The sequence below is a fragment of the Micromonospora sp. CNB394 genome, assembly GCF_000374985.1.
GTDB classification, from domain to species: Bacteria; Actinomycetota; Actinomycetes; order Mycobacteriales; family Micromonosporaceae; genus Micromonospora; species Micromonospora marina.
Map to the genome: position 1 here is coordinate 1 of NZ_KB895833.1, position 25034 is coordinate 25034.

General features: G+C 73.0%; 30 protein-coding genes and 2 pseudogenes. 13 read left to right on the plus strand and 19 right to left on the minus strand.

All coding sequences use genetic code 11. The annotated features are described in order from the left end of the window. Positions 1 to 464: 464 nt before the first annotated feature. A pseudogene (locus tag C569_RS30205) lies at positions 465 to 710 on the minus strand (hypothetical protein); the annotation flags it as partial. Between the two features lie 132 nt (positions 711 to 842). Between C569_RS30205 and C569_RS30210 the strand changes: the two are divergent. Together C569_RS30210 and C569_RS0112915 are read left to right on the plus strand one after the other, a co-directional pair. Next, positions 843 to 1328 (plus strand): annotated as a pseudogene (locus C569_RS30210) (IS5 family transposase); the annotation flags it as partial. A 928-nt stretch (positions 1329 to 2256) separates the two neighbouring features. Next, entirely contained in the window at positions 2257 to 2994 is a 738-nt protein-coding gene (locus C569_RS0112915) for a Clp protease N-terminal domain-containing protein (RefSeq protein WP_018786198.1), read from the plus strand. Positions 2995 to 3043: 49 nt separating this feature from the next. On the opposite strand, the gene C569_RS0112920 is transcribed toward C569_RS0112915, so the two are convergent. The 4 genes from C569_RS0112920 to C569_RS0112935 all read right to left on the minus strand — a co-directional run bounded on the left by C569_RS0112920 (position 3044) and on the right by C569_RS0112935 (position 4593). Further along, entirely contained in the window at positions 3044 to 3562 is a 519-nt protein-coding gene (locus C569_RS0112920; protein WP_018786199.1) for a hypothetical protein, read from the minus strand. Positions 3563 to 3668: 106 nt separating this feature from the next. Next, positions 3669 to 4088, minus strand: coding sequence for a PIN domain nuclease (locus C569_RS0112925; protein WP_018786200.1), 420 nt, complete (start codon positions 4086 to 4088; stop codon positions 3669 to 3671). Further along, on the minus strand, positions 4088 to 4345 hold the full coding sequence (locus tag C569_RS0112930) for a type II toxin-antitoxin system VapB family antitoxin (protein WP_018786201.1): 258 nt from the start codon (positions 4343 to 4345) through the stop codon (positions 4088 to 4090). The genes C569_RS0112925 and C569_RS0112930 overlap by 1 nt, the downstream gene beginning before the upstream one ends. Positions 4346 to 4407: 62 nt before the next feature. Then, a complete protein-coding gene (locus C569_RS0112935) occupies positions 4408 to 4593 on the minus strand; it encodes a hypothetical protein (RefSeq protein WP_026268083.1) in 186 nt (61 codons plus the stop codon). A gap of 229 nt (positions 4594 to 4822) precedes the next feature. Between C569_RS0112935 and C569_RS0112940 the strand changes: the two genes are divergently transcribed. Continuing rightward, entirely contained in the window at positions 4823 to 5488 is a 666-nt protein-coding gene (locus C569_RS0112940; protein WP_026268084.1) for a GNAT family N-acetyltransferase, read from the plus strand. A 183-nt stretch (positions 5489 to 5671) separates the two neighbouring features. On the opposite strand, the gene C569_RS34880 is transcribed toward C569_RS0112940, so the two are convergent. From C569_RS34880 to C569_RS0112960, 4 genes are all read right to left on the minus strand, one after another. Continuing rightward, positions 5672 to 6373: a TetR/AcrR family transcriptional regulator gene (locus C569_RS34880; RefSeq protein ID WP_018786204.1), complete on the minus strand. Its 702-nt coding sequence runs from the start codon at positions 6371 to 6373 to the stop codon at positions 5672 to 5674. Next, a complete protein-coding gene (locus tag C569_RS0112950; protein ID WP_018786205.1) occupies positions 6312 to 6794 on the minus strand; it encodes a thiol-disulfide oxidoreductase DCC family protein in 483 nt (160 codons plus the stop codon). The genes C569_RS34880 and C569_RS0112950 overlap by 62 nt, the downstream gene beginning before the upstream one ends. Then, positions 6791 to 7228: a hypothetical protein gene (locus C569_RS0112955; RefSeq protein WP_018786206.1), complete on the minus strand. Its 438-nt coding sequence runs from the start codon at positions 7226 to 7228 to the stop codon at positions 6791 to 6793. Before C569_RS0112955 ends, C569_RS0112950 begins: the two co-directional genes overlap by 4 nt. Before the next feature lie 119 nt (positions 7229 to 7347). Beyond that, positions 7348 to 8802 (minus strand): glycoside hydrolase family 3 protein, encoded by a 1455-nt coding sequence (locus C569_RS0112960; protein ID WP_018786207.1) that lies wholly within the window; start codon positions 8800 to 8802, stop codon positions 7348 to 7350. Positions 8803 to 8926: 124 nt separating this feature from the next. Here C569_RS0112960 and C569_RS0112965 point away from each other — a divergent pair, with 124 nt between their 5' ends. Continuing rightward, positions 8927 to 10132: an ROK family transcriptional regulator gene (locus tag C569_RS0112965; RefSeq protein WP_018786208.1), complete on the plus strand. Its 1206-nt coding sequence runs from the start codon at positions 8927 to 8929 to the stop codon at positions 10130 to 10132. Positions 10133 to 10213: 81 nt separating this feature from the next. Here the strand turns inward: C569_RS0112965 and C569_RS0112970 are convergent, their stop codons facing one another. Together C569_RS0112970 and C569_RS0112975 are read right to left on the minus strand one after the other, a co-directional pair. Continuing rightward, complete coding sequence (locus C569_RS0112970; RefSeq protein ID WP_018786209.1) at positions 10214 to 11224, minus strand: ABC transporter permease subunit; 1011 nt, start codon at positions 11222 to 11224, stop codon at positions 10214 to 10216. After that, positions 11221 to 12225 carry an ABC transporter ATP-binding protein gene (locus C569_RS0112975; protein ID WP_018786210.1) on the minus strand — a complete coding sequence of 335 codons (1005 nt, stop codon included), beginning with the start codon at positions 12223 to 12225 and terminating at the stop codon, positions 11221 to 11223. Before C569_RS0112975 ends, C569_RS0112970 begins: the two co-directional genes overlap by 4 nt. Before the next feature lie 132 nt (positions 12226 to 12357). Between C569_RS0112975 and C569_RS0112980 the strand changes: the two genes are divergently transcribed. Continuing rightward, complete coding sequence (locus C569_RS0112980) at positions 12358 to 13197, plus strand: ATP-binding cassette domain-containing protein (protein ID WP_018786211.1); 840 nt, start codon at positions 12358 to 12360, stop codon at positions 13195 to 13197. Between the two features lie 16 nt (positions 13198 to 13213). Further along, the gene (locus C569_RS0112985) at positions 13214 to 14110 is read left to right on the plus strand and encodes a ribokinase (protein ID WP_026268085.1); all 897 of its coding nucleotides are present in this window, start codon (positions 13214 to 13216) and stop codon (positions 14108 to 14110) included. Between the two features lie 45 nt (positions 14111 to 14155). Here C569_RS0112985 and C569_RS0112990 read toward each other — a convergent pair whose 3' ends face one another. Together C569_RS0112990 and C569_RS0112995 are read right to left on the minus strand one after the other, a co-directional pair. Next, positions 14156 to 14920 carry a hypothetical protein gene (locus C569_RS0112990; RefSeq protein ID WP_018786213.1) on the minus strand — a complete coding sequence of 255 codons (765 nt, stop codon included), beginning with the start codon at positions 14918 to 14920 and terminating at the stop codon, positions 14156 to 14158. 66 nt (positions 14921 to 14986) lie between these two features. Beyond that, positions 14987 to 15466, minus strand: coding sequence for a DUF6232 family protein (locus C569_RS0112995; RefSeq protein ID WP_018786214.1), 480 nt, complete (start codon positions 15464 to 15466; stop codon positions 14987 to 14989). Positions 15467 to 15524: 58 nt separating this feature from the next. Between C569_RS0112995 and C569_RS0113000 the strand changes: the two genes are divergently transcribed. Continuing rightward, the gene (locus C569_RS0113000) at positions 15525 to 15956 is read left to right on the plus strand and encodes a nuclear transport factor 2 family protein (RefSeq protein ID WP_026268086.1); all 432 of its coding nucleotides are present in this window, start codon (positions 15525 to 15527) and stop codon (positions 15954 to 15956) included. On the opposite strand, the gene C569_RS30215 is transcribed toward C569_RS0113000, so the two are convergent. Next, positions 15902 to 16456 carry a DUF6232 family protein gene (locus C569_RS30215; RefSeq protein WP_036345773.1) on the minus strand — a complete coding sequence of 185 codons (555 nt, stop codon included), beginning with the start codon at positions 16454 to 16456 and terminating at the stop codon, positions 15902 to 15904. The genes C569_RS0113000 and C569_RS30215 overlap by 55 nt on opposite strands. Before the next feature lie 132 nt (positions 16457 to 16588). Between C569_RS30215 and C569_RS0113010 the strand changes: the two genes are divergently transcribed. Further along, positions 16589 to 17362: an enoyl-CoA hydratase-related protein gene (locus C569_RS0113010; RefSeq protein ID WP_018786217.1), complete on the plus strand. Its 774-nt coding sequence runs from the start codon at positions 16589 to 16591 to the stop codon at positions 17360 to 17362. A 70-nt stretch (positions 17363 to 17432) separates the two neighbouring features. After that, positions 17433 to 19055, plus strand: a complete 1623-nt coding sequence (locus C569_RS0113015; RefSeq protein WP_018786218.1) for an acetolactate synthase — start codon at positions 17433 to 17435, stop codon at positions 19053 to 19055. Positions 19056 to 19110: 55 nt separating this feature from the next. Here C569_RS0113015 and C569_RS0113020 read toward each other — a convergent pair whose 3' ends face one another. The 3 genes from C569_RS0113020 to C569_RS0113030 are packed head-to-tail and all read right to left on the minus strand — an operon-like array spanning position 19111 to position 20218. Then, on the minus strand, positions 19111 to 19509 hold the full coding sequence (locus C569_RS0113020) for a PLD nuclease N-terminal domain-containing protein (protein WP_018786219.1): 399 nt from the start codon (positions 19507 to 19509) through the stop codon (positions 19111 to 19113). 26 nt (positions 19510 to 19535) lie between these two features. Continuing rightward, entirely contained in the window at positions 19536 to 19835 is a 300-nt protein-coding gene (locus C569_RS0113025; RefSeq protein ID WP_018786220.1) for a DUF202 domain-containing protein, read from the minus strand. Then, the gene (locus tag C569_RS0113030; RefSeq protein WP_018786221.1) at positions 19832 to 20218 is read right to left on the minus strand and encodes a DUF202 domain-containing protein; all 387 of its coding nucleotides are present in this window, start codon (positions 20216 to 20218) and stop codon (positions 19832 to 19834) included. Before C569_RS0113030 ends, C569_RS0113025 begins: the two co-directional genes overlap by 4 nt. A gap of 41 nt (positions 20219 to 20259) precedes the next feature. Between C569_RS0113030 and C569_RS0113035 the strand changes: the two genes are divergently transcribed. From C569_RS0113035 to C569_RS0113050, 4 genes are all read left to right on the plus strand, one after another. Next, the gene (locus C569_RS0113035; protein WP_018786222.1) at positions 20260 to 21057 is read left to right on the plus strand and encodes a GNAT family N-acetyltransferase; all 798 of its coding nucleotides are present in this window, start codon (positions 20260 to 20262) and stop codon (positions 21055 to 21057) included. Positions 21058 to 21059: 2 nt separating this feature from the next. Further along, positions 21060 to 21464: a hypothetical protein gene (locus C569_RS0113040; protein WP_036345746.1), complete on the plus strand. Its 405-nt coding sequence runs from the start codon at positions 21060 to 21062 to the stop codon at positions 21462 to 21464. 176 nt (positions 21465 to 21640) lie between these two features. Then, positions 21641 to 22420: an electron transfer flavoprotein subunit beta/FixA family protein gene (locus C569_RS0113045; protein WP_018786224.1), complete on the plus strand. Its 780-nt coding sequence runs from the start codon at positions 21641 to 21643 to the stop codon at positions 22418 to 22420. A gap of 11 nt (positions 22421 to 22431) precedes the next feature. Further along, complete coding sequence (locus C569_RS0113050) at positions 22432 to 23391, plus strand: electron transfer flavoprotein subunit alpha/FixB family protein (protein WP_018786225.1); 960 nt, start codon at positions 22432 to 22434, stop codon at positions 23389 to 23391. A gap of 98 nt (positions 23392 to 23489) precedes the next feature. Here C569_RS0113050 and C569_RS0113055 read toward each other — a convergent pair whose 3' ends face one another. Further along, positions 23490 to 24257 carry an anti-sigma factor gene (locus tag C569_RS0113055; RefSeq protein WP_018786226.1) on the minus strand — a complete coding sequence of 256 codons (768 nt, stop codon included), beginning with the start codon at positions 24255 to 24257 and terminating at the stop codon, positions 23490 to 23492. Beyond that, entirely contained in the window at positions 24211 to 24816 is a 606-nt protein-coding gene (locus C569_RS0113060) for an RNA polymerase sigma factor (RefSeq protein ID WP_018786227.1), read from the minus strand. Before C569_RS0113060 ends, C569_RS0113055 begins: the two co-directional genes overlap by 47 nt. Between the last annotated feature and the right edge of the window lie 218 nt (positions 24817 to 25034).

Here is a 25034-nt window from a genome sequence, read left to right on the forward strand (position 1 = left end):
ACCGACCCCGCCGAGAACGCGGATCGGGCACCAAGTCGAGGTAAGGCCGCAGGTCGGCGATCCGGCCGGTGTCCAACGGCCCCAGCTTCACCAGCACAGCAGGGATGGGAGAAGATGCAGCAGCAGGCACGGGCCACCTCGTGATCATCTGGCTTCGACACCACAATGATCACGAAGCCCGTGCCTGCCCTGCTATACACCCCAACCGGTCACAACCCGACCAGCCACACAACCCCGGAACTTGCAACCGCCCTGGACGGTGACGGCAACCTGGAGAGACAGCCGCGACCGGCGGCGACCAAAGCATCGACGACCGGCGCGATCCGAGGTAGGGGCTGTCGCAGCGCCAAGCGCTCCCGCAGCAGCCGAAGCCGCGTACCGAAGCAGTAAGCCAGCCGCACCAAGGCCCTCGACCAAGATCCGACTGGCTCATAACTGCTTTACAGGATCAAGACGGCCCGGCAGTCGACCCAGACGAAGGGGCGTCCCTGCGCCCACTCGACCAGCCCACGGATCTTCCAGTGCAGGACGCCGACCTCGTCGGAGTCGGGCCAGTCGACGACGGGCAGGGGCGGTATCCCGAGCCGGGGTGCGAGTACGTCGTTCGCGTCGTTCATCCAGGTTGTCGCCCACACGAGATCACATGGCAGGGCCTCCAGTCGGCGGCCGTGTTCCGGATCGACCTTGTGCAGCAGGGGATGGGCGTCAGTTGCTAGGTCGTGTGTCATAAGTGCCCGTGGCCTGGCTGTGAGGTGATCGGTTGGGCGTGTCGGTGATCGATACGCGGTGAGGTCTCCGGTAGATGGGTTATCGACCAAGACAACCATCTGCACGGAGACCTCGTGGCCAGCGTAGCGGTGACGAGGCGGTTCGACCTGACCGACGCGCAGTGGGCGGTGCTGGAGCCGTTGCTGCCCGGGCGGAAGAAGCCGGGTCGGCCGCCGAAGTGGAGCAAGCGGCAGCTCGTTGACGGGATCAGGTGACGGGTCCGTACGGGTGCGCCGTGGCGGGACGTGCCGGACTGCTACGGGCACTGGCGGACGGTGTACGGGCTGTACCGGCGCTGGCAGCGGGCCGGGGTGTGGGCGCGGATCCTGGCCGGGTTGCAAGGTAGGGCCGATGCGCTCGGGTTGATCACCTGGGATGTGAGCGTGGACTCCACGATCGCGCGGGCGCATCAGCATGCCGCTGGCGCCCGCCGGGACAGTCACACGCAGGTCGAACCACCGGCCGGGGGCGGTAGCGGCGTCGTCGAGCCGGCCGATCACGCGTTGGGCCGCTCGCGGGGCGGTCTGACGACCAAGCTGCACCTGGCCTGCGAGCAGGGCCCGTGCGTCAACCCGCTGCCGTTATTCAGGTTCTGCCGCACGCAGGACTCCGCGGCCCGGTGTTGCGTCGTACCCAGCTTGACCTCGGTCAGCCCGAGCGCGCGACGCCGCTCGTTGAGCAGCACCAGCAGTCGCCGTTCCGCGGCGGACAGGCCGGTGGGCGTACCGGCCGACCTGGTCGGCGACGACGACGGGGTCGGCTTCGGTGACTTGCTGGGCTTCGCCGACCGGCTGGGGGTCGGGCTCGGGCGCACGGCGGTCGGGACGGCTTCACGGTGGTCAGAGAAGGTGTGAGCGCCGGTGCGGTGGTCGCGGCCGAGGGCTGCGCGGCTGCCGCGCTCGCCGGCTGCCGCCCCGGCTCCTCCGGGTAGTTGGCCAGTACGAGCCCGCCCCCGCCGAGCACTGCGACGGCGGCGACGACGCCGACCAGGGTCTTGGACAACGAGAGCGCGACCGCACTCCGGCGGTTACGGCGTGGACGCCGGGAGGGGAGACCTGCGACCCGGTGGCGACGGTGTGCATCCTGTGGGTGATGTCGGAGGCGAGTGCCGCGGGGGGCGGCGTGAGCGCCAGACCGGCCAGCAGCCGTTCGGCCGGAACCAGATCGTTCGTCGCGTCCGGGCAGTGCTGGCAGTCTCGGACGTGGCGGGCGAACCGCTTGCGCCACATCGGCGCAGGGCGGCGGTCCCAGCCGGAGGCCGTGTCGTCCAGGCCCGCGAGGCGGAGCTGGGTTGTAGACCAGCGGCAGACAGTGCGAGACCAGCTCGTCCACCGCCGCCCGGTCGCCGCGGCGCGCCGCGTCCACCAGCGTCGGCATGTCGGCCCTGTCCGGGTACGCGGGCGAGGACACGCTCACCACCTCGTCTTCACGGAACGGCAGCGTCAACCGAGGGTTGACGTACCGCATGCGTCAACCTATGGTTGACGCATGGAGGAGACCGAACCACTCAAGATGACCCATCCGGTACGCCTCGACGACCTCATCGACGGCATCAAGAAGGCACACACCGACGCGCTCGACCAGCTGGCCGACGCCGTGCTCGTCGCCGACCACCTGGGCGACGTGGCGGACCACCTGATCGGGCACTTCGTCGACCAGGCGCGCCGGTCCGGCGCCTCGTGGACGGAGATCGGCCGCAGCATGGGCGTGACCAAGCAGGCCGCCCAGAAGCGTTCCGCCGCCAAGGCGGAGACCGCCGCCGCGCTCGACCCGAACTCCGGGTTCGGCCGCTTCACCCCGCGCGCCCGCAACGTGGTGCTGGCCTCGCAGGAGGAGGCGCGGACCGCCGGCAACGCCGAGATCACCCCGGGGCACGTCGCGCTCGGGCTGCTCGCCGAGCCGGAAGGGCTCGCCGCCGCGGCGATCGTCGCTCGGGGCGTACCCCTGGAGCGGCTGCGGGAGGTCGTCACCTCGACGCTACCGGCGAAGGCCGACCAGGTTCCGGACCTGATCCCCTACGACGCGCGGGCCAAGAAGGTGCTGGAGCTGACGTTCCGGGAGGCGCTGCGGATGGGACACAACTACATCGGTACGGAGCACATCCTGCTCGCCCTGCTGGAAGAGGAGGGCGGTGACGGCGTGCTGCGCGGCCTCGGCCTGGAGAAGGCCGCGCTGGAGTCGGCGTTCGAGGCGGCGCTCGCCGAGATCACTCGGAAAGGGGCCTGACACCACGCCGGGCACGCGTCACGGGGGCGCGTGCCCGGTGCTCGGGTTGTCAGTCGGCGACGGGGAAGCCGTACCGGGCGGCGTGCTCCGGGTCGGCCGGGTCGATCTGGCGGATGCCGGCGTCGGCCAGCCGCTTGTTCACCTCGTCGAGATGCTCCCGGACCAGCCGGGCCTCCTCCTCGGTGACCCGGCCGCGGTGCGGGCGGCCGGCGTGCTCGATGGTGCCGTAGTCGATCTTCTCGGTGGCGCGGCGGGCCTTGGGCGGCTTGACCCGCTCGGCGGTACGCAGCAGTTGCGCCATCGGCACGTCGGTCGCCATCGCGTCGAACTCGCTGGCGGTCAGCACCACCCGGCGCGGCTCGCCGTGACCGTGCCGGTCGTGGATCTCCACCACCGCGACGTCGAGCGCCGCGTCGTCGATGCCCTCCACGTCGACCGGGGTGGCGTCCAGTTGCACGGGCCCGGCGACCAGATCCGGGTGCTCCAGGACGACGACCTTGACCACCTCGTCGTCGGGGCTGAGCACCTGACCGGTGAAGTCGGAGACGTGGATCGTCTTCTTGCCCATGCGCGGAGCTTCTCCTGTCGTAGGCCGGAATCGGACCACAAGACGCTACCGCACAGGTGTGCGAAGGCGGGTACGCCGCCCGGCCGGTGTGTCGCCGCCCGCGTTCCTAGAGGCTGCCTTTGGGGGCGACCCACTCGGTGGGCTGGTGGGTGAGCGCAGAGATCCGGTCGTAGTCGGCGTCGTAGTGCAGCACGGTGGCGCCGTGCAGCTCGGCGGTCGCCGCGATGATCAGATCAGGCAGCCGGAAGTTGCGGTGATGGTTGTCGGCGGCCAAGAGGCGGTGCACCGCCATGGCACGGTCCATCGCCTCAGCGGTGACATCCAGCCAGCGGTGTCCCCGGAGCGCCTGCCAGAGGATCTCGTATCCCTTGGGGGTTGGGGCGTTGTTGAGGTATTCCAGCGAGGTCATCTGGCACGCGGCGAGGCGTCCTTCTGCCAGCAGTGTCTCGAAGCGCTTCCGGACGGCTTGGTGCCGAGCCTGAAGCACATACACCGACGTGTCCGCCAGGTAGACCTGCCCGGCCATCAGGCTGCGGTTTCGCCGTCGCGGGCGTCATCGGCGAGTCGGCTCAGATCGCGTCCGCCGCCGTAACGCCAACCTTCCTCCGAGCCGGTGAAGTCCATCTCCACCTGGTCGAACGCGGCGACGATCTCCTTGGCCTGCCGCCTGACGGCGAACGCGTGCAGCGCGGCGTTGATCGTGGCGACCTTGGTGTCGGTGCCCAGCACCTCGCGCGCCGACTCCAGCCATTCGTCGTTCACATCGACCGTGATGCGCGTCATGCGCCCGACCGTACACCAGGAAGCGTCGGCACCCGACACCAAAATCACTTGAAGCTGGTGCCTCAGCCGGTCGTCGAGCCACGCCAGGCGGCGGTGCCGGCCGGCTGCGCGTTCAGCTCGGCCCAGGAGGGCCCTCGGTCGCGGGCCTCGCGGTACGCCGGCTGTGCCGGGAACCGCCCGGCGTCTGCGGCGGCCCGCCAGCCGCGCTCCGCGTCCTGCTGGAATCGGTCATTCGGTTCGTGAGGCATGACCACTACCGTCCCAGAGAAACTTGTCCATGTATGGAAATGAATATGACGCAGGGGCGATGCCTTCGGTTCCGTGCGGCGCCGGAACTCCTGCGGCCGGTGGCGGGACCAGGAATCGGCGTCCGTCGCTGACGTGCCGACCCTCTACCCGGCTGCCGCACGTCTCAACCGCGCCGCGATCGGCGAATTCCGCGGGCACGGGCGCGGCGTGCGGGCGTACCATGATCACGTGCTCGACCGGCGGGTCTTCCTCCATCTGGCGACCTGGTTGGGACAGTGGCCGGCGGGCCCCGGACTGCACGTGGTCAGGTCGTACCGCCGCGCCCGTCCGGCCTGGGACGGGCGGCTGCGCCCGGCGATCGCGGTGACCGCAGACGGCAGTACCGTTCTCTCGGTGTCCGCCGACCGGGTGGAGGCGGTCCGGGCGCTGGTGCGCGACCGGCCGGTCGGCGAGTGGCTGCCCGCCCTGCCGGACGCGGTCGGCACGCCGGAATTCGTCGCGCACACCTCGGTCTTGCGCTGGTGCACCCGCCCGGCGCCGCTGCCCGAGGTGGGGGAGTGGGTGCCGCCCACGCTGCCCGGGCTGCCGCCGTGGCTGCGGCTGTTCGACCGGGAGGTGCTCGTGGTCCGGGGCGCCGACGGCGCGTACCGGGCCGGCGTGGGGATCAAGCGGCACGACGCGTACGGGCACGAACTCGCGGTGGGCACGGTGCCGGCGGCGCGCGGGCGCGGCCTGGCCCGGCGGCTGGTCGCGCAGGCGGCCCGCCGGGTGCTGGACGAGGGGGCGATACCCACCTACCTGCACGACCCGGGCAACGCGGCGTCCGGGCGGGTGGCCGAGGCGGCCGGGTTCCCGGACCGGGGCTTCACTGGGTTCGGCGTCTTCCCCCGCTGACCCGCCCCGCCGGCCGTGTCTGGCGCGGACCGTGGATCCCGGGCCGGATCCACGGTCCGCAGCTCTCTCCCCAGGCCCGACATCGGTAACGCTATGTGTCAGTTCCTGTCGGGAGCAAGGGGTGCGTTGCTGTCCGGTTACGGACTCTCACCTGCGGAATCGCTTGCCGTCGCGTCGGCGGGATCAGTGACGCAGCGTGTGGATCAGGGTGAGCGCCTGTCGGGTGACCGGCCGCAGCACGCGCAGCCGGGACAGCCCCACCAGCCGGTCCACGAGCGGCACCACGCCGTCGATGAGCTGCCGGGTCTTGACCTGCCCCTCCGAGCGGTCGTGCACCCAGTAGAGCACCACACCCATGTAGCCGAGCCAGAGCAGCTCGGGCAGAGCCTCGCGCAGCTCCTCGTCGAGCTTGACGGTGGACCCGGTCAGCGCCTCGCGGAACAGCGCGATGGACATGTCCCGGGGCGCCGACGACTCGGCGGAGAACGGGCTGAGCGGTGAGGTCGGCTCGGCCGCCGTCTTGAAGAAGGCGCCCGCGAACGCGTGGTACGGGCTCAGCACGTCGACGCCCGCGTGCAGCACCCCGGCCAGTCGCGGGCCGAAGTCCCGCTCCCGGGCGAGCACCGGCGCGGCCGCCTCCCGGTGCTCGCGCTGGGTGCCCGCGTAGAACTCCTGGACCAGGTGCTCCTTGGAGCCGAAGTAGTAGTAGGCGTTGCCCACCGCCACGCCCGCCTCCTGGGCGACCGCGCGCATCGTCGTCCGCGCGTAGCCGCGCTCGCGGAACAGCCGCATCGCGGTGTCGAGGATCAGCTGGCGGGTCTGCTCACCCCGGGCCGTCGACCCCTGCCCACCCGCAGCGGTCGTCGGCGCACTCTGCTCGGTCATCGTCGTCACCGTATCCCGGTTCCCGGATCCGTTCGCGGACCGCGGAGGCCGCCGCCACCACCCGCCGGGCCAGCGGCAGCAGGTGCGGGCGGGCCAGCCGCTCGGCCGTGCCGCGATGCTCGGCGAGCGCCCAGAGGCAGGCGAACCAGGCGCCGTCGCCGCGGTAGACCGCACCGGTGTCGGCCACCACCGTCAGGTCGCGCAGGGTGGCGTCGTGGTCCAGCCCGGGGAAGCGCCGCCGGGCCTCGGGCGATCCGGCCGGCACGAACTCCAGCGGTACGAGCTGGGCGCGGGAGGCGAGCCAGCGCCGGGCGGCCCGGCACATCGGGCAGTCCCCGTCGAACAGGACGGTGAACCCGCGGATCCCACCGGCCCCGTGCCCGGTGGGATCCTGTTGGTGCCCGCCCGCGGCGGACGTCACCGGGCCGGCGGGTTCGGGCCCGCCGCCGGTACGGGCCCACCCTGCGGCGGGAGCATCCTGACCGGCGGCAGCGGCGGGTGGGTGGCCTGCTGGCGCAGGCGGTCGCGCCGGTAGCGGCCGAGCGCGAAGACGTTGAAGAAGTGCAGCGCGCCCAGCACCAGCAGGACGAATCCCACCTTCATGGAGAGCTGCTCCAGCGCCTGGCTGGTGTCGCCGACCGGATCGGACTCCTTCATCGCCACCGTGACGTAGCCGAGGTTGAGCAGGTAGAAGCCGACCACCAGCAGGCTGTTGACCGCCCCGGCCAGCCGGCTGTCGGCGAACACGTCCTCCAGGAACACCAGCCCGTTGCGGGACAGCGCCCGCGCCACCCAGATGGTGAGGCCGATGCTCACCGTCAGGTAGGCCAGGTACATCCAGACCTTCACGTCCATCCCCCTAACCCTTCTTGAACGTGTTCAAATCGCTGACGCCCTGAGCGTACGACAGATTTTGAACGTGTTCAAGACAGCGGCCCGCCGCCCTTCCGGGCAGCGGGCCGCGTGGGGTGCGGTCAGGCGGTCAGGCCGAGCGCGTCGGCGGCGGCACGGCCGTTGGCGTGGCTGGCGCCGTGGGTGGCGACGAACGCGCGCGCGCCCGCCGGTCGCCACGCGCCCGGCCAGCCCATCTCGACCACAGTCACCTGATGCGTGGCGGCCAGCGCCTCGACCAGCTCGCGCGCGCCGGGCAGCCGGTGCAGGTGCCGCCCGACCAGCACGACCGGCCGGTCCCCGGCGAGCCGCCGCAACTGCTCCGGGCCGGTCTCGCCCGCCACCGCGCGAGCCTGCTCGACCCCGGCGGCCAGGTGCGGGCCGAGCCCCCACGGCACCCGCCCCTCGGCGACGGTGGAGGGGGCGTGCACCTGCACCACCAGGGGCGCGGTGTCGCGGACGAGGTCGCCCTCCACGCGTACCGCTCGCAGCGCGGCGGCGTAGCCGAGTCCGTCGACGGCTGGGGGCGGGGCGTCGGCGGGACCGGAGGCGGCCGCGAGCGCGGCGGTGCGGCCGGCCGCCTCCTCGACCCGCTCCCGAGCCAGCCGGCCGTCGGCGACGGCCGCGACGATCTCGGCGGCGACCGACTCGACCAGCTCGGCGTCGACCCGGGCACCGATGCACAGCAGGTCCGCACCGGCGGCCAGGGCCCGGACCGCGCCCGCGCCGACGCCGCCGGCGGCGAGCACCGCGCCCTTCATCTCCAGCGCGTCGGTGATGATCGCCCCGGTGAACCCGTACTCGACGCGCAGCAGGTCGTGCAGGACCGCGCGGCTGAACGTGGCCGGGCCGTCGCCGGTCAGGGCCGGCACCCGGATGTGCGCGCTCATCACCGCGCGGACGCCCGCGTCGACGACAGCGGCGAACGGCGGCAGGTCACGCTCCCGCAGGACGGCCGGCGGCACGTCGACGGTGGGCAGTTCGTGGTGGGAGTCGGCGACGGTCGCGCCGTGCCCGGGGAAGTGCTTGGCGCAGGCCGCCACCCCGGTCGACTGGAGACCGGCGACGGCGGCGGCCGAGTGCACGGCGACCCGCTTCGGGTCCGCCCCGAACGAGCGGGTGCCGATCACCGGGTTCTCGTCGGCGGTGTTCACGTCGACGGTGGGCGCCAGGTCGACCGTGACGCCGAGCGCGGCCAGTTCCGCGCCGATCGCCGCGTACACCCGGCGGGTGAGGTCGGGGTCGTCCACCGCGCCGAGCGCGGCGTTCCCGGGGTACGGGCTGCCGGTGGCGTGCGCCAGCCGGGTGACGTCGCCGCCCTCCTCGTCGATCGCGACGATCACGTCGGGGCGGCCGGCGCGCAGCGCCGCCGTGGACGCCGCCACCTGTGCCGGGTCGTGGATGTTGGTGCCGAACAGGGTGTGCCCGGCGAGCCCGTCGGCGAGCAGGTCGACCGCCCAGTCCGGCGGGACCGGGCCCGGGTACGCGGCCAGCAGCGTGCCCAGCGCGAGCCGGCGCAGTCCTGGATCCAGACCCACGAGTGTCCCCTTTCCCTGCCGGGTCGTCCGACCTCTGCGGGTAGGGGTGGCCGATACGCTAACGGGCACCCCTCGGCAGGCGTTTTGTGGTTAGAAAACTTTACTGAAAATTGAGGACGACGGCATGAGTGCGACCCGGCTGCCCGGCACCCCCCGACTCCTGCGGGCGCTCAACGATCGTGCGGCGCTGGAGCTGCTGCTCGAACGCGGCCCCCTGACCCGGGCCCGGATCGGTGAGCTGACCGGGCTGTCCAAGGTCACCGCGTCCCAGCTCGTCGAGCGGCTTGAGGAGCGCGGCCTGGTCGCCCGGGTCGGCGAGCAGGCCGGCGGGCGGGGCCCGAACGCGCAGCTCTACGCCGTCCGGCCGAGCAGCGCGTACGTGGTCGGCGTGGAGGTGGGCGCGGAGCGGGTGGTGGCGGCCTGTGCCGACATCACCGGCACGGTGGCCGGGCGGATCGAGCAGTCCACCAAGGACACCGACGACCCGGTCGGCGTGGTGCACAACGCGGTGGTCCAGGCGGCCGGCAGCGCCGGGGCGGAGCTGTCCGCCGTCCGGCGCGTCGTGCTCGGCACCCCCGGCCTGGTCGACCCGCAGACCGGCGACATCACCTTCGCGTTCAACCTGCCGCGCTGGCACAGCGGCCTGCTCGCCGCCCTGCGCGAGGACCTGGACACCCCCGTCGTGTTCGAGAACGACGTGAACCTCGCGGCGGTGGCCGAGGCGCAGTCCGGCGCGGCCCGTGGCACCGCCGACTTCGTGCTGGTCTGGGTGGACGCGGGCGTGGGCCTGGCGATCATGCTGGGCGGGCGGCTGCACCACGGCAGCAGCGGCGCGGCGGGCGAGATCGGCTACCTGCCGGTGCCCGGCGCGCCCATCCCGCGCGACGTGTCCAAGCGGGCCAAACCGGCGTTCCAGCAGCTCGCCGGTGCCGACGCGGTGCGCGCGGTGGCCGCCGAGCACGGCTTCGCCAGCACGGAGGCGGCCGAGCGGGGCGTCGCGGCGGCCCGAGCCGCCGAGGTGGTACGCGCTGCCATCGCCGCCGGCACCGCCGGTGGTCCGATGCTCGACGAGCTGGCCCGGCGGCTGGCACTGGGTGTGGCGAGCACCTGCGTGGTGCTGGACCCGCCGCTCGTGGTGCTCGCCGGCGCGGTCGGGCAGGCGGGCGGGGCGGCGCTGGCCGAACGGGTGCAGCACGAGGTCGCCGCGATCACGCTCGTGCGGCCCCGGGTGGTGACCACCGGCCTGACCGAGGAGCCGATCCTGCGCGGCGCGCTGCGGACCGCGCTGGACGCCGTACGCGACGAGGTGTTCGGCTCGACGGTCGGCTGACCGCGTCGTGGACCCTGGCGCCATGTGAAGGAATCCTTCATCATGGCGTCAGGGTTTGCAAGGAGTCGCCGGGGCTTGCGGTCAGATCAGGTCGCGGCGGCGGAACACGGTGAACGCCGCGGCCACCAGCGCGCCGGTGAGCCCGAGCAGCACCACCAGGCCCGACGTCCACGTCAACGTGTACGAGCCGTCGCAGTAGCCGGAAATCCCGGGGCCGCAGGCGTTGTTGTCCCACAGCCGCACCTCACCGGACAGCCACGCCGCCAGATAGCTGGACAGCATGAACCGGTCCGGCCGGCCGACCTCCAGCATCTGGAACACCAGCCGCGCGCCCAACTCCCACACCACCACGTACGCGGCCACCGTGCCGAGCGCCGCCGACGTGTGCCGGCCCAGCGTGGCGACGGCGAACCCGAGCGCCGCGGCGAGCAGCACCAGCATCAGCCCGCGTACCCAGATCGCGCCCAGCGACGGCCAGAAGTCGCCGCCGGTCCGCCCGACCAGGCCGGACGCCTGGCCGATCAACCAGAACGCCCCGAGGTACGCCGCCGACGCCAGCACCGACAGGCCGAGCAGGCCACCCAGCAGGGTGCCCAGCTTCGCGGCGAGCACCGCCGGCCGCCGGGGCCGCCACAGCAGCAGGTTGACCACGCCACCCGAGTTGAGGTCGGCCCCGATGTAGGAGGCGCCGACCAGGAACCCGAACAGCGTCAGGAACGCGATCAGGAAGTAGAGCAGCGGCTCGGCCTCCTTGGCGAAGACGAACACGCCGCTGAGGTAGTCGGCCGCGCTCGGCAGCTCCTCGATCTGGGCCGGGTCGATCTGGGCGCAGTCGCGCGGCAGGTAGTCGTTCTCGCCCGGCGGGAGCGAGCCCTCGCGGATCCGCAGGCAGCGGTCGTACGTCATCTCCATCTGGCGCACGTTCTCCGCCGCCTGCGCCTGCGCCCGGCTCAGCTCCGCCGGGCTCGGCCGGTGCGAACCGGCGAGCGTGGTCACCACCGTCACCGCGAAGGCGGCAGCCAGCAGCACCACCATGAGCTGCACGAAGCGCCGGGCGGCCAGCCGCTCCAACTCGGCACGGACCAGGTTCACGCGTCCACCTCCCGGCTCTCCCGGACGTCGAGATCGATCACTCCGTCGCTCGGCGGTGCGCCGTCGACCTGCCGCGGCACCGCCACGTGCTCGTGGCCGCCGGTCAGCTCCAGGAAGACGCTCTCCAGGTCCGGCCGGAGCGGGACCAGCTCGCGTACCCACACGCCCTGCTCGCCGAGCGTCCGGCTGATCGTCTCCGGATCCTCCACACCGGTCACCACCAGGTGGTCCGGCGCGACCGCCACCGACAGGCCGGCCCGCCCCAGCAACTGCCCGGCCTGCTCCGGGTCGGCCACCCGGACCCGCCACTGGTGCTGGTCGAAGCCCGCCAGCACCTCCTCCACCGGCCCGTACGCGACCCGCCGGCCCCGGCTCACGATCGTCACGTGGTCACAGATCAACTGGATCTCGGCGAGGATGTGACTGGACAGCAGCACCGTCACCCCGGCCTCGGCCAGCGACCGGGTCAGGTCGCGCATCTCCCGGATGCCGGCCGGGTCCAGGCCGTTCGCCGGTTCGTCGAGGATCAGCAGCTCCGGGTTCTTCAGCAGGGCCGACGCGACCGCCAGCCGCTGCTTCATGCCCAGCGAGTAGCCCTTGACCCGCTCGTCGCCCCGATCGCGCAGCCCGACCTGCTCCAGCACCTCGTCCACCCGGGCGGTCGGCACACCCCCGGCCAGGGCCAGCAGCCGCAGCGTCCGGTGCGCGGTGAAGTTCGCGAAGAACTGCGGGCTCTCCACGATCGCGCCGACCCGGCCGGCCACGTCCGGCAGGTGCTCGGGGGAGTCGGCGCCCAGCACGCGCATCCGCCCGGCGTCCGGCCGGACCAGCCCCAGCAGCGCACGCAGGGTGGTGGTCTTCCCGGACCCGTTCGGCCCCAGGAAGCCGTGCACCTGGCCCGCCTCGACCAGCATGTCGAAGCCGTCGACGGCGACCCGGCGCCCGTGTCGCAGCGTGTGGAACGTCTTGCGGAGGCCGGCGATCTCGATGACCGCGCTCATCCGCGCGCCTCCCGGCAACGGTCGGGCATGGGTGTCCTTCCGGAAGCGGTGACCAACGACACGGTGCCTCACCCTATGGCGGCGGCGCCGCCCGTGGGGGGCGCCGGGCCGGGTGCGTGATTGGATGGGGCGGTGACTGGTGACCTGATCCCCGGCGCCCCGGGCGCCCCCGCCCCCTCGACCGTGGACGCGGATCTGGTGGTCAGCCTCGACGGGGTCGGCGTCAAACGCTCCGGCACGGCGCTGGTGCACGACGTCGACTGGCGGGTCGAGCTGGACGAACGGTGGGTGGTGCTCGGGCCGAACGGCGCGGGCAAGACCACGCTGCTCAACCTGGCCGCCGGCCGGCTGCACCCGACAAGCGGCGTCGCGCACGTGCTCGGCGAGCGCATCGGCCGTACCGACGTCAACGAGCTGCGAACCCGCATCGGCCTGTCCACCGCGACGCTCGCCGAGCGGATCCCCGCCGACGAGCGGGTCGTCGACGTGGTGGTGACCGCCGCCTGGTCGGTGGTCGGCCGCTGGCGGGAGGGTTACGACCGCACCGACGAGGCGCGCGCCGCCGCGCTGCTGCGCCAGCTCGGCGTCGGCCACCTCAGCGACCGCACGTACGGCACGCTGTCCGAGGGGGAGCGCAAGCGCGTCCAGATCGCCCGCGCCCTGATGACCGACCCGGAGCTGCTGCTGCTCGACGAGCCCGCCGCCGGGCTCGACCTGGGCGGGCGTGAGGACCTGGTGGCCCGGCTGGCCGAGCTGGCGTACGACCCGGACGCGCCGGCCATGGTGCTCGTCACCCACCACGTCGAGGAGATCCCGCCGGGCTTCACCCACGCGCTGCTGCTGCGCGAGGGCGGCGTGGTGGCGCAGGGCCTGCTCGCCGACGTGCTCACCGCCGACAACCTGTCGAAGGCGTTCGGCCTGCCGCTGGTGGTGACGCGGTCCGGTGACCGCTGGGCCGCCCGCGCCGCCTGAGCGACGGGACGACACCGTGCGGCAGACCCGGATCGCCGTCGTCGGCAGCGCCAACATGGACCTGGTCGGCATCGGCGCCGCGCTGCCCCGGCCCGGTGAGACGGTGCTGGGCGACGACTTCGTCATGCTGCCCGGCGGCAAGGGCGCCAACCAGGCGGTCGCCGCCGTACGCGCCGGCGCGTCCTGCGTCTTCCTCGGCGCGATCGGCTCGGACTCGTTCGGCGTCACGCTGCGGGCCCGGATGACGGCGGCCGGCGTGGACACCGGCCACCTGCGGGTGGTCTACGGCCCGTCCGGCGTAGCGCTGGTGATGGTGGGCGGCGCGGGGGAGAACGCCATCCTGGTCACCCCCGGGGCGAACGCCGCGTTCACGTCGCCGACCGCGGACGAGCTTTCCGCCGTACGCGATGCGGATGTGTTGGTCGCGCAGCTGGAGGTGCCGGTCGAGACGGTGACCGAGGCGGCGCTGGCGGCCCGGTCGGCGGGCACCCGGGTGGTGCTCAACGCCGCGCCGGCCCGGTCGGTGCCGGCCGAGCTGCTGGCGGCCACCGACCTGCTCGTGGTGAACGAGCCGGAGGCGCAGGCGCTGACCGGCCGCGGCCGGGACGAACCGGCGGCGCTGCTCGACCTGGTGCCCCGGGCGGTGCTCACGCTCGGCGGCGACGGCGCCTGGTACGTCGACCGGGAGCGGCCGCCGACGCACGTGCCCGCGGTGCCGGTGGACGTGGTCGACTCGACCGCCGCCGGGGACGCGTTCACCGCGGCGCTCGCCGTGGCCTGGGGCGAGGGGCGGGATCTGGCCGACGCGGTGCGCTGGGCGGCGGCCGCCGGTGCGGCGTGCGTGCGCAAGCTCGGCGCGTCGGTGGCGCTGCCGCACCGCGCGGAGATCGACGAGCTGTTCCCCGGCGGTTAAGAAGGGTCCCTTTCCCTACCGGAGGCGTTAAGAGGGGGCCCTTCCTTACACCTCGTCGGTGAGGCGCTCGCCGCGTCGGCGCAGCATGCCGAGCCCGGGGATGCCGGCGACCGCGAGCTTGAGGTCGCGTGTGACGTCCAGCAGGTCGTGCAGGTCCGGGCCGACCCGGTCCAGCGTGGCCAGGATCGGCAGCACGTCCGAGGTGAGGTGGTCCTTGAGCTTCGGCAACTCGTCCACGAGCCGGATCGCGGCGGTCACCTCCTCCGGGCTGAGCTGCTCCACGAAACGGGCCGCCATCGGCGCGGCCCGGCGCAGCGTCGCCTCGTACGCCCCGAGCAGCTCGGTCGCGACGCCCGTCGCCTTCTCGGCGGTCGCCAGCGTGCCCGCCGCCCGCGTGGTCACCGTCTCCGCCTCGGTCACCACACCGGCCGCCGCCCGGGCCACCCGGTCGGCCTCGCCGACCACAGTGGCCGCCGCCTCGGAGACCCGCTGCGCCTCGCCGACCACCACAGTCGCCGCGGCGGCCACCTCGGTCGCCGTGTCGATCGCCGCAGTAGCGGCGGCGCTGATCACCGCCACCTCGCGGACCGCCATCTCCGCGTCGGTGAGCACCCGGTCGGTGCGGTCGAGCGTGCCCTCGATCCGGTCCACCACCCCGTCGATCCGCCGGACCAGCGCCTCCACCTGGTCGAGGACGGCGAAGGCGCGAGCGGGTACCGAGGCCACCGTGGCGGCCGAGCCGAGCGCCTGGTCCACTGCGGTACGGGTGAGGCCGAGCAGGGCGCCGGGCCGGGGAAGAGGGATCGCCATGGCATCCAGTGTGCGGCGTCGCGGCCAGTGCCGCCGGATGAGGTGGCCGCCGCGCGCCGGGCCGGCTCACCGCAGGTCGCCCTGCTCGACGGCCCGCTGCACGGCCCGGTAGATCTGCCCGAACCGCAGCGCGTCCGGTGTGCGGACCAGCATCGTCTCCCGGCCGTGGTGCTGCACCCACAGCTCGTGCACCCGGTTGCCGCGCTCGTAGGAGCGGTCCAGCCAGCCGAGCGGCACCTCCAGGAACGGGGTGAGCGCCAGCCCGGCCACCACGAACGCGGCCAGGATGATCAGGGCGAGCTTCCACTCGCCGCGGTCCTGCGCGGACCAGGCCAGCGAGAGCACGCAGACCACCGCGACCAGTGGCGGCAGCGACAGCAGCAGGACCAGCACGCCGCGGCCCAGCACCCGCCCCCGGACGGCGAGTGTGGTGGTGCCGCGCGCGTGCCAGACGTACGTGACGTCGGCGAGCGCGACGACCTGGCCGCCCGCGTGGATCGCCTCCGAGGTGACCTGCACGGCGTCGTCCCGGTAATAGAGGACCATGAATCAGCCTAACCGCGCGGGGCGGCGTCGGCGATCGTGCGCCGGTAGGGTGGCCGGCATGACGGACCGGAGCGGGGCCGGAACCGGCGGTGACGAGCAGGCGCGCAACGTCGAGGTGGTCCGGCGTTACCTGCGCACCTTCGTCACGAAGGACCTGACCGAACTGGCCGACGTGGTCGACGAGGACGTGGAGATCTACGGCTCCGGCAGCGCGGTACGCGGCCGGCGCTACCCCGAGGCCGCCGTCTCCTCACCCGGCCTCACAGTGCTCGACCAGGACATCCGGGAGATCTTCGCGGCCGGGGACCGGGTGGTGGTGTCGCTGGCGCAGACGTACCGGCGGGACGAGACCGGGGCGACGGCGGTGCAGGGCGCCTGCAAGATGTACCGCCTGGCCGGCGGCCGGATCGTGCAGTTCTGGGGCGAGCAGGACACCTACGGCCTGTTGCGCGGGCTCGGCCTGCTGCCGGACGAGCCGATCACGTTCTGACCGGTCGCGGGGCGACCCGGCCGGGGTGCCGGACGGGCCGGCGCGGACGACAGGGCCTCCATGGCCCGCTGCACCGCCCGGTAGACCTGGCCGAAACGCATCGCGTCGCGGGTGTGCAGCAGCCGCACCGGCCGGCCCCGCCATTGCGCCCACATCTCCATCTCCCGGCTGCCCCGGGCGTAGGAGCGGTCCAGGTGTTCGAAGAGGAAGTCCGCGAGCGGCCCGACCGCGAGGCCGGCCAGCACCGAGGCCCCGACGATGGCGATGGTGACCACCGCCGAGCGCTGGAGCCAGACGGCCAGCGCGATGCCCAGCACGGCGGTCACCAGCGGCCCGGCGAGCGCGGCCCCGATCGCGCCGCGTCCGGCGAGCACCCGCCAGGAGCGGTCGCCCCGCCGGTGCCACACGCTGGTCAGCTCGGTCAGCGGGTAGCTGTGCCCGTCCACCCGTACCGCGGTGGAGGTGACCTGGACGGAGTGGTCGTCGTAGTAGGTGATCATGGCCTTACTCCCGGTGGTCGGGGCGGCGGCGACTCCGGCGGCGACCTGGGGAGTCGCCGACACCACACTGTCTACCCCAACGAGGCGAGTCGTAAGGTTGGCACGCGACTTCGACGAGGAAGTGAGGGCAGCGTGGGCGAGTTCGTCAGGCTGGAAGTGAAGGACGGCGTCGGCACCATCCGGCTGGAGCGGCCGCCGATGAACGCGCTCAACACCCAGGTGCAGGAGGAGTTGCGCGCCGCCGCGTCGGCGGCCACCGCCGATGCCGAGGTCCGCGCCGTGATCGTGTACGGCGGCGAGAAGGTCTTCGCGGCCGGTGCGGACATCAAGGAGATGGCCGACATGTCCTACGTGGACATGGCGGAGCGCGCGGCCGACCTGTCCAGCGCGCTCGGCGCGATCGCCCGCATCCCCAAGCCGGTCGTCGCCGCGATCACCGGGTACGCGCTCGGCGGCGGCTGCGAGCTGGCGCTGGCGTGCGACTGGCGGATCGTCGCCGAGGACGCCAAGCTCGGCCAGCCGGAGATCAAGCTCGGCATCATTCCGGGTGCCGGTGGCACCCAGCGGCTGGCCCGTCTGGTCGGCCCGGCCCGCGCCAAGGATCTGATCATGACCGGGCGGATGGTGGACGCCGCCGAGGCGCTGCGGATCGGTCTGGCCGACCGGGTGGTCCCGGCCGGCGAGGTCTACGACGCCGCGGTGGCGTACGTGAAGCCGTTCCTGACCGGGCCGGTGCAGGCGCTGCGCGCGGCGAAGGTGGCTGTCGACGGCGGTCTGGACATGGACCTCACCTCCGGCCTGGCCTGGGAGAGCCAGCTCTTCGCGGCGCTGTTCGCCACCGACGACCGGCGCGAGGGCATGGCCGCGTTCGTGGAGAAGCGCAAGCCGGGCTTTACCGGCCGCTGACGCGAGGGCTGTTCACATCCGCTGTACCGGCCAGTAGCGTGACCCCGGTCGGTCGACGAAGGGGAATGGCATGACGGAGCGGATCGAGGGCCACGGGGGCGATCTGGCACTCGCGGCACTACGCGCGCACGGCGTACGGGAGATGTTCACGCTCTCCGGCGGGCACGTCTTCCCGCTCTATGACGCCGCGCACAAGGAGGGCTTCCCCCTCTACGACGTGCGGCACGAGCAGTCCGCCGTGTTCGCCGCCGAGGCGGTGGCCAAGCTCCAGCGCCGCCCGGGCCTGGCCGTGCTCACCGCCGGCCCCGGCGTCACCAACGGGATCTCCGGCCTGACCAGCGCGTTCTTCAACGCCTCGCCGGTGCTGGTGCTCGGTGGGCGGGCGCCGCAGTTCCGCTGGGGCTCGGGCAGCCTCCAGGAGATGGACCACCTGCCGCTCGTCGCGCCGGTGACCAAGCACGCCGAGACGGTGTTCAGCGCCGACGACATCCCGCGCGCGGTGTCGGCGGCGCTGACCACCGCGCTCACCCCGCACCGCGGCCCGGTCTTCCTGGACTTCCCGCTGGAGGCGGTCTTCTCCGTCGGTGACGCCGGCCTGCCGGCGGTCACGCCGCCGGCGCCGATCGAGCCGGATCCGGACGAGGTGGCGAAGGCGGCCGGGCTGATCGCGGGCGCGTCCCGGCCGGTGATCATCGCCGGCTCCGACGTGTACGCGGGCGACGCCGTCGAGGCGCTGCGCGCCGCCGCCGAGTCGTTGCGGGTGCCGGTGTTCACAAACGGCATGGGCCGGGGCGCGCTGCCGCCGGAGCATCCGCTCGCCTTCGCCAAGGCCCGCCGGGTCGCGCTCAAGGGCGCCGACGTGGTCGTGGTGATCGGCACCCCGCTGGACTTCCGGCTCTCCTTCGGCGACTTCGGCGACGCGCAGGTGGTGCACGTCGTGGACGCGCCCAGCCAGCGTGCCGGGCATGTGCAGCCGGCCGCCGCGCCGGCCGGTGACCTGCGGCTGATCCTCGGCGCGTTCGCCGACCACGCCGGTGACCGGGCCGACCACGCCGACTGGATCGCCGAGCTGAGGACCGCCGAGGACGCGGCGAAGGCCCGCGACGCGGAGGAGATGGCGGCCGAGAGCGACCCGATCCGGCCCGCCCGGATCTACGGCGAGCTGCGCAAGGTGCTCGCCCCGGACGCCGTCACCATCGGCGACGGCGGTGACTTCGTGTCGTACGCCGGGAGGTACCTGGAGCCGGCCCAGCCCGGCACGTGGCTCGACCCCGGCCCGTACGGGTGCCTCGGCACCGGCATGGGCTATGCGATGGGCGCCCGGGTCAGCCACCCGGACCGGCAGATCTGCGTGCTGATGGGCGACGGCGCGGCCGGCTTCTCGCTGATGGACGTGGAGTCGCTGGTCCGGCAGAAGCTGCCGGTGGTGATCGTGGTCGGCAACAACGGGATCTGGGGGCTGGAGAAGCACCCGATGCGGGCGATGTACGGCTACGACGTGGCCGCCGACCTCCAGCCCGGCCTGCGCTACGACAAGGTGGTCGAGGCGCTCGGCGGCGCGGGCGAGACGGTGGAGAAGGCCACCGACCTCGGGCCCGCGCTGGGGCGCGCGTTCGACTCGGGCGTGCCGTACCTGGTGAACGTGCTGACCGACCCCGCGGACGCGTACCCCCGTTCGTCGAACCTGGCCTGAGCACGGCGCGTGCGGGCCGTCCGCCGGGTGACCGGCGGGCGGCCCGCGGCGCGTCTCAGACCTCCGGGCGGTCCCGGTCTTCGGGGCGGTCGCGCAGCTCCCCCTCGCGGCGGCGCAGGTCTTCCTCCCACAGACGCAGGCGTTCCTGGTCCTCGCGGTGGGAGCGCTCGTCGAGCGAGGCGAGGAACTCCGGGTCGTCGTCCGGTGCGAGCGGGCGGCGGGCCGGAGCGGCGGGACGTGCCGTGCCGGTGACACCGGCGGTCCCGGCCGGGCGCTCGCGGCCCACGAGGAACCAGGCGATCGAGCCGACCAGCGGGAAGAAGAGAATGATCAGCACCCAGATCATCCGGGGCAGCGCCCTGACCTTCTCCTCGTCGGCGGAGAGGCAGCTGATCAGCGCGCACACGGCGAGGACGATCTGGACCAGGAAGAGCAGCACGTAGAGGCGGGCCATGCCTCATGATGGCGCACGCGCGCTCGTCAGCGCACCCCGCCGAGCACGTGCGCCACGCCGAGTACCGCCAGTCCGGCCGCGCCGAGCGCGGTCAGCGGCACCGACCAGCTGTCGAACCGGCGCGGCCCGGTGCCGGTGGCCCGGTGCCACGTCACCACCAGCACGGCGAGCCAGACCACCACCGCGAGCCCGGCCGTCGCCGCGTCCGCGGCCCGGCCGCCGAACGCCGGCCGGAGCTGGAGCAGCAGCACCGCGGTGAACGTGAGCAGCGTCCGCCGCCAGGCCAGCCGGGTGCGCTCGGGTTGCAGGCCGGGGTCACGGGTCACCGCGCGCCGCCCAGCAGCACGGCGGCCACCAGCAGCAGCGCGCCGACCGCGACGACGAGCGCGAGGACGGCCGGGAATCGGGACGCGGGCAACTCCTCGTTCAGCCGCATGGCGCGTTCGGTGCGCGCCCAGTGGTCGACCGCCCGGATCGCGACGGCGGCGCCGAGCAGCAGCAGCCCGACCGCGAGGCCCTCACGCAGGTGGGCCAGGCGCAGCGGCGGGAGGAACTGCGCCGCGGCCAGCCCGCCCGCCACCAGCGCGAGACCTGTTCGCAGCCAGGCCAGGAACGTCCGTTCGTTCGCCAGTGAGAAGCGGTAGTCCGGCGGGGTGCCGACCGAACGCAGCTCACGCGGGTCGAACCAGTTCTTGATCGACTCCCACACGCTGCCGATTATCCGCTTTGCCCCGCGCCTAGCCTGGGGGGATGACCGATCTTGACGCGCGCGGGCTGCGCGACGCCTACGACAGCCAGATCCGACCGGAGCTGCCGGACCCGCTGCCGGACGGGGTAACCGTCGAGCGCGACGGTCCGTTGTTCCGGGTGCTCGGGCTCGACCACCGCGGCTTCCTGACGTACCGGACGCTCGACGGTCTGGCAGGTGCCGAGCTGGACGCGCTGATCGCCCGGCAGGTCGAGGTCTTCCGGGACCGGGGCGAGTCGGTCGAGTGGAAGGCGGCCGGTCACGACGAGCCGGCCGACCTGGGTGAACGGCTGCGCGCCGCCGGGTTCGTGCCGGAGGACCAGGAGACCGTAGTGGTCGGCCCGGTCGCTCCGCTCACCGCCGCCGTCCCGGTGCTCCCCGAGGGGGTACGCCTGCGTGAGGTCACCAGCCGGGCCGACCTGGAACGGATCGCGGCGATGGAGGAGGAGGTCTGGCACGAAGACCGCAGCCACCTGGTGATCGGCCTGCTCCGGGAGATCGAGGCGGATCCGCAGTCGATCACGATCGTGGTGGCGGAGGCGGGCGAGATGGTGATCAGCGCCGGTTGGATCCGCTACCAGCGCGGGACCGGCTTCGCCAGCCTCTGGGGCGGCTCGACGCTGCCGCAGTGGCGCAGGAAGGGCGTCTACCGGGCGCTCGTGGCCCACCGGGCGCGGCTGGCCCAGCAGCGCGGCAAGACGTTGCTGCAGGTGGACTGCTCGCCGGACAGCCGCCCCATCCTGGAGCGGCTCGGGCTCGTTGCGGTCACCACCGCCACGGCCTACGTCTACACTCCGTGATCATGGAACGGTTGACGGCTGACGAACGGCTCACCCTGAAGACCGGCGCGTTCGGTGCCGTGTTCCTGGTCTCCAACGCCGTGCCCGGGGTGCTGGCCATGGTGCGGGAGAGCTTCGCCGCCTCCGGCGCGCTCGCCGAGGTGGGGGGCGTGGTGAAGGAGGCGCTGACCACCGGGCCGCTGCCGCAGCTCCCCCGGGACTCGGCCCTGGAGGTCGAGTCGGTGGTGCTGCCCGCGCTGGGCCGCTCGGTGGCGATCCTGTCCGCGAAGTCGTCGGGCGACGTCGAGACGTACCGGTCGGTGGTGCTGGCCGCGGCGGAGCGGGTGGCGCAGGCGCACCGGGGGATCGAGCCGGCCGAGGCGGCGGCCATCGAGAAGATCCGGCGTGCGCTTGCCGAGCCGGCGTGACGGTGGTGAGTTGGGTCACTCCGGGCCGCCGGGGCGACCATGCTACTTGCGGGTAACATTGCCTCGTGGGGAAGTGCACAGCAGCCCGCGGTTGACCCACGTTGCGTCACGCGGGAGGCTGCGCCCGTGACCGGGCGAGTGATCGCTACACCAAACAGGAGGGTCGTCGAAGCGCGATGAACATCGTCGTACTCGTCAAGCAGGTGCCCGATTCGGGCGCGGACCGCAACCTGCGTTCTGACGACAACACCGTCGACCGCGGTTCGGCGAACAACGTCATCAACGAGATGGACGAGTACGCCATCGAAGAGGCGTTGAAGATCAAGGAGGCGCACGGCGGCGAGGTCACCATCCTGACCATGGGTCCGGACCGGGCGACCGAGTCGATCCGCAAGGCGCTCTCCATGGGCCCGGACAAGGCCGTCCACGTGGTGGACGACGCCCTGCACGGCTCCTGCGCGGTGGCCACCTCGAAGGTGCTCGCCGCCGCCCTCGGGCAGCTGGGCGCCGACCTGGTCATCTGCGGCGCCGAGTCGACCGACGGCCGGGTCCAGGTCATGCCGCACATGATCGCCGAGCGGCTGGGCGTGGCCGCCCTGACCGGCGCGCGCAAGCTCACCGTCGACGGGTCCGCCCTGACCGTCGAGCGGCAGACCGAGGAGGGCTACGAGGTGGTCACCGCCTCGACCCCGGCCGTGGTCTCCGTCTGGGACACCATCAACGAGCCGCGCTACCCGTCCTTCAAGGGCATCATGGCCGCCAAGAAGAAGCCGGTGCAGACGCTCTCCCTGGGCGACCTGGGCGTGGCCCCGGCCGAGGTGGGCTTCGACGGTGCCACCAGCGCCGTGGTGGAGCACTCCAAGCGCCCGCCGCGCTCCGGCGGCGAGAAGATCACCGACGAGGGCGAGGGCGGCGTGAAGCTGGTCGAGTTCCTCGCCACCGAGAAGTTCGTGTGAGGGGTCTGGACATGTCTGAGGTTCTCGTCGTCGTCGAAGCCACCAAGGAATTCGGCGTCAAGAAGGTCACCCTCGAGATGCTCACCCTCGCCCGCGAGCTGGGCACCCCGAGTGCTGTCGTCCTCGGCGGCGCCGGTGCCGCCGAGGCGCTCAGCGCCAAGCTCGGCGAGTACGGCGCGGAGAAGATCTACGCCGCCGAGGGCGAGGAGATCGACGGCTACCTGGTGGCCCCCAAGGCGACCGTGGTCGCCGAGCTGGTCAAGCGCGTCCAGCCGGCCGCCGTGCTGCTCGCCTCCTCGCAGGAGGGCAAGGAGATCGCCGCCCGCCTGGCGGTCAAGCTGGACAACGGCATCCTGACCGACGTGGTCGGCCTGGCCGCCGACGGCACCGCCACCCAGGTCGCGTTCGCCGGCTCCACCATCGTCAAGTCCAAGGTCACCAAGGGCCTGCCGCTGGTCACCGTCCGGCCGAACTCGCTCAACCCGGCCCCGGCCGCGGCCACCCCGGCGGTCGAGCAGCTCACCGTGTCGGTCACCGACGCGGACAAGCTCGCGAAGGTCGTCGACCGGGTCGCCGAGCAGAAGGGCTCCCGCCCCGAGCTGACCGAGGCTTCGGTGGTCGTCTCCGGCGGTCGCGGTGTCGGCAACGCCGACAACTTCAAGCTGGTCGAGGAGCTGGCCGACCTGCTCGGCGGCGCGGTCGGCGCGTCCCGCGCGGCGGTCGACTCCGGCTTCTACCCGCACCAGTTCCAGGTGGGCCAGACCGGCAAGACCGTCTCCCCGCAGCTCTACGTCGCGCTGGGTATCTCCGGTGCGATCCAGCACCGGGCCGGCATGCAGACCTCGAAGACCATCGTCGCGGTGAACAAGGACGGCGAGGCGCCGATCTTCGAGCTGGCCGACTACGGCGTGGTCGGCGACCTGTTCAAGATCGTCCCGCAGGCCGCCGAGGAGATCCGCAAGCGCAAGTGAGCGCCGCGTGAAGAAAGGCCGCCGCCCGGTGCACCGGGCGGCGGCCTTTCTTCGTAGGGAGCTGATCGGCGGGCCGGGGAGCTGAGCCGGCCCGCCGATCAGCCCGTCAGGGTGCCCCTCAGCAGGCTGTCGCCGGAGTGGGCGGGCTTGTTGTCGTACTGTTCCGCGCTGACGTCGACCACGGTGTAGGTACGCAGGTCCACGTTCGGGGGGATCGGCAGGAGCGCGTCCCCTGATCCGTCGCTCAGCGTACCCACGGAGAACATCTTCATCGTGCTCGGATCGATCAGCCAGACCTCGTAGTACCCCGGAACGGTCGGGAGATTCGTCACGTGCAGATGCAATCGGTGGTCGCCGAGCACCCGGGCGTCGCCGGAGGCGTCCTTCGGCGTCGTACCGAACGCGGCGAGCGGGGCGCTGGCCAGCACCGGCGGCTGCGGATCGGCCGGCTCGCCGCCGCCGAGCACCGCGGCGGTGCCGGCCACACCGATCACCGCGGCGGCGGTGGCGGTGACCACCGTGGTCGCCCACCCAGGCCAGCGCCGGCTCCGCCGCGGACGACGTGCCACGACGGGTACGGCGGCCGGCTCCACCGGGTCGGCCGGGCGCGGCAGGCGCCGCTCCCTCAGCGCCGGCAGTTCCTCGGCGGCCCGGATCTCGGCCACGATGCCCTGCCAGATGTGCTCCGGCGGGTCGGGCAGCTCGGCCAGGCCCTGGGTGCCCGCGCCGAGCCCGGCGACGTGCTGGAGCGTCTCCATCTCGCTCCGGCAGTGGTCGCAGGTGTCCAGATGGGTGGCCTCGCCGTCAGCCGCCTCGCTCTCACCGAGCGCCAGAAAGACCAGCCGGTCGTGGTCCAGGTGCTGCACCGTCCACCTCCCATCTGCGTTTCAGGCTCTGCATGCCGCGTCTGATGTGACTCTTGACCGTGCCGAGCGGCACTCCGGTCACCGCCGCGATCTGCTGGTGTGTCAGGTCGTCGTAGAACGCCAGCTCGAGCATCCGGCGCTGTTCGTCGGGGAGCCGCGCCAGCTCGTCGGCGACCACCAGCCGGTCGACCACGGTGTCCGGGTCGGGGCCGGTGGAGGCCGGTTCCGGCAGTTGCTTCACCGTCTCGACCACCCGGGTCTCCCGGGCCGTGGCCCGGATCCGGTCGACCACCTTGCGCCGCCCGATCCCGAGCAGCCAGCCGACCAGTGAGCCTTTCGCCGGGTCGAACGTCTCCCGGCCGAGCCAGGCGGCGACGAACGTCGCCTGGGTCACGTCCTCGGCGTCGCTGCGGTTCACGAGCGTCGTGGTGGCCAGGTGCAGCACCGCTCGGCCGTACCTGTCGTACGCCTGTCGCAGGGCCGCCTCGTCGCCGTCGCGGAACCGGGTGGCGAGGTCGTCCTCACCCGGCGGTTCGGGGCCCTGCCTCGCCGCCGTCACCGGGCGGCTCGCCTTCCGTGGGGCATGCCCGACTGTAACTCCCACAGCCCTCGCCCCACTCTCCCGGTGTGTCGGTCACGACCCTCGTCACCTCTCCTTCGTCGCCGGAGCCTCCGGCGGATGCGCCCGGAGACGGGAAAAAGAAATCCGATCCGGGCGCATCCGGGGGCGACGGGGCCGGCGTAACCCGTTCTGCAAGCCAGGCCTGACGAATCAGC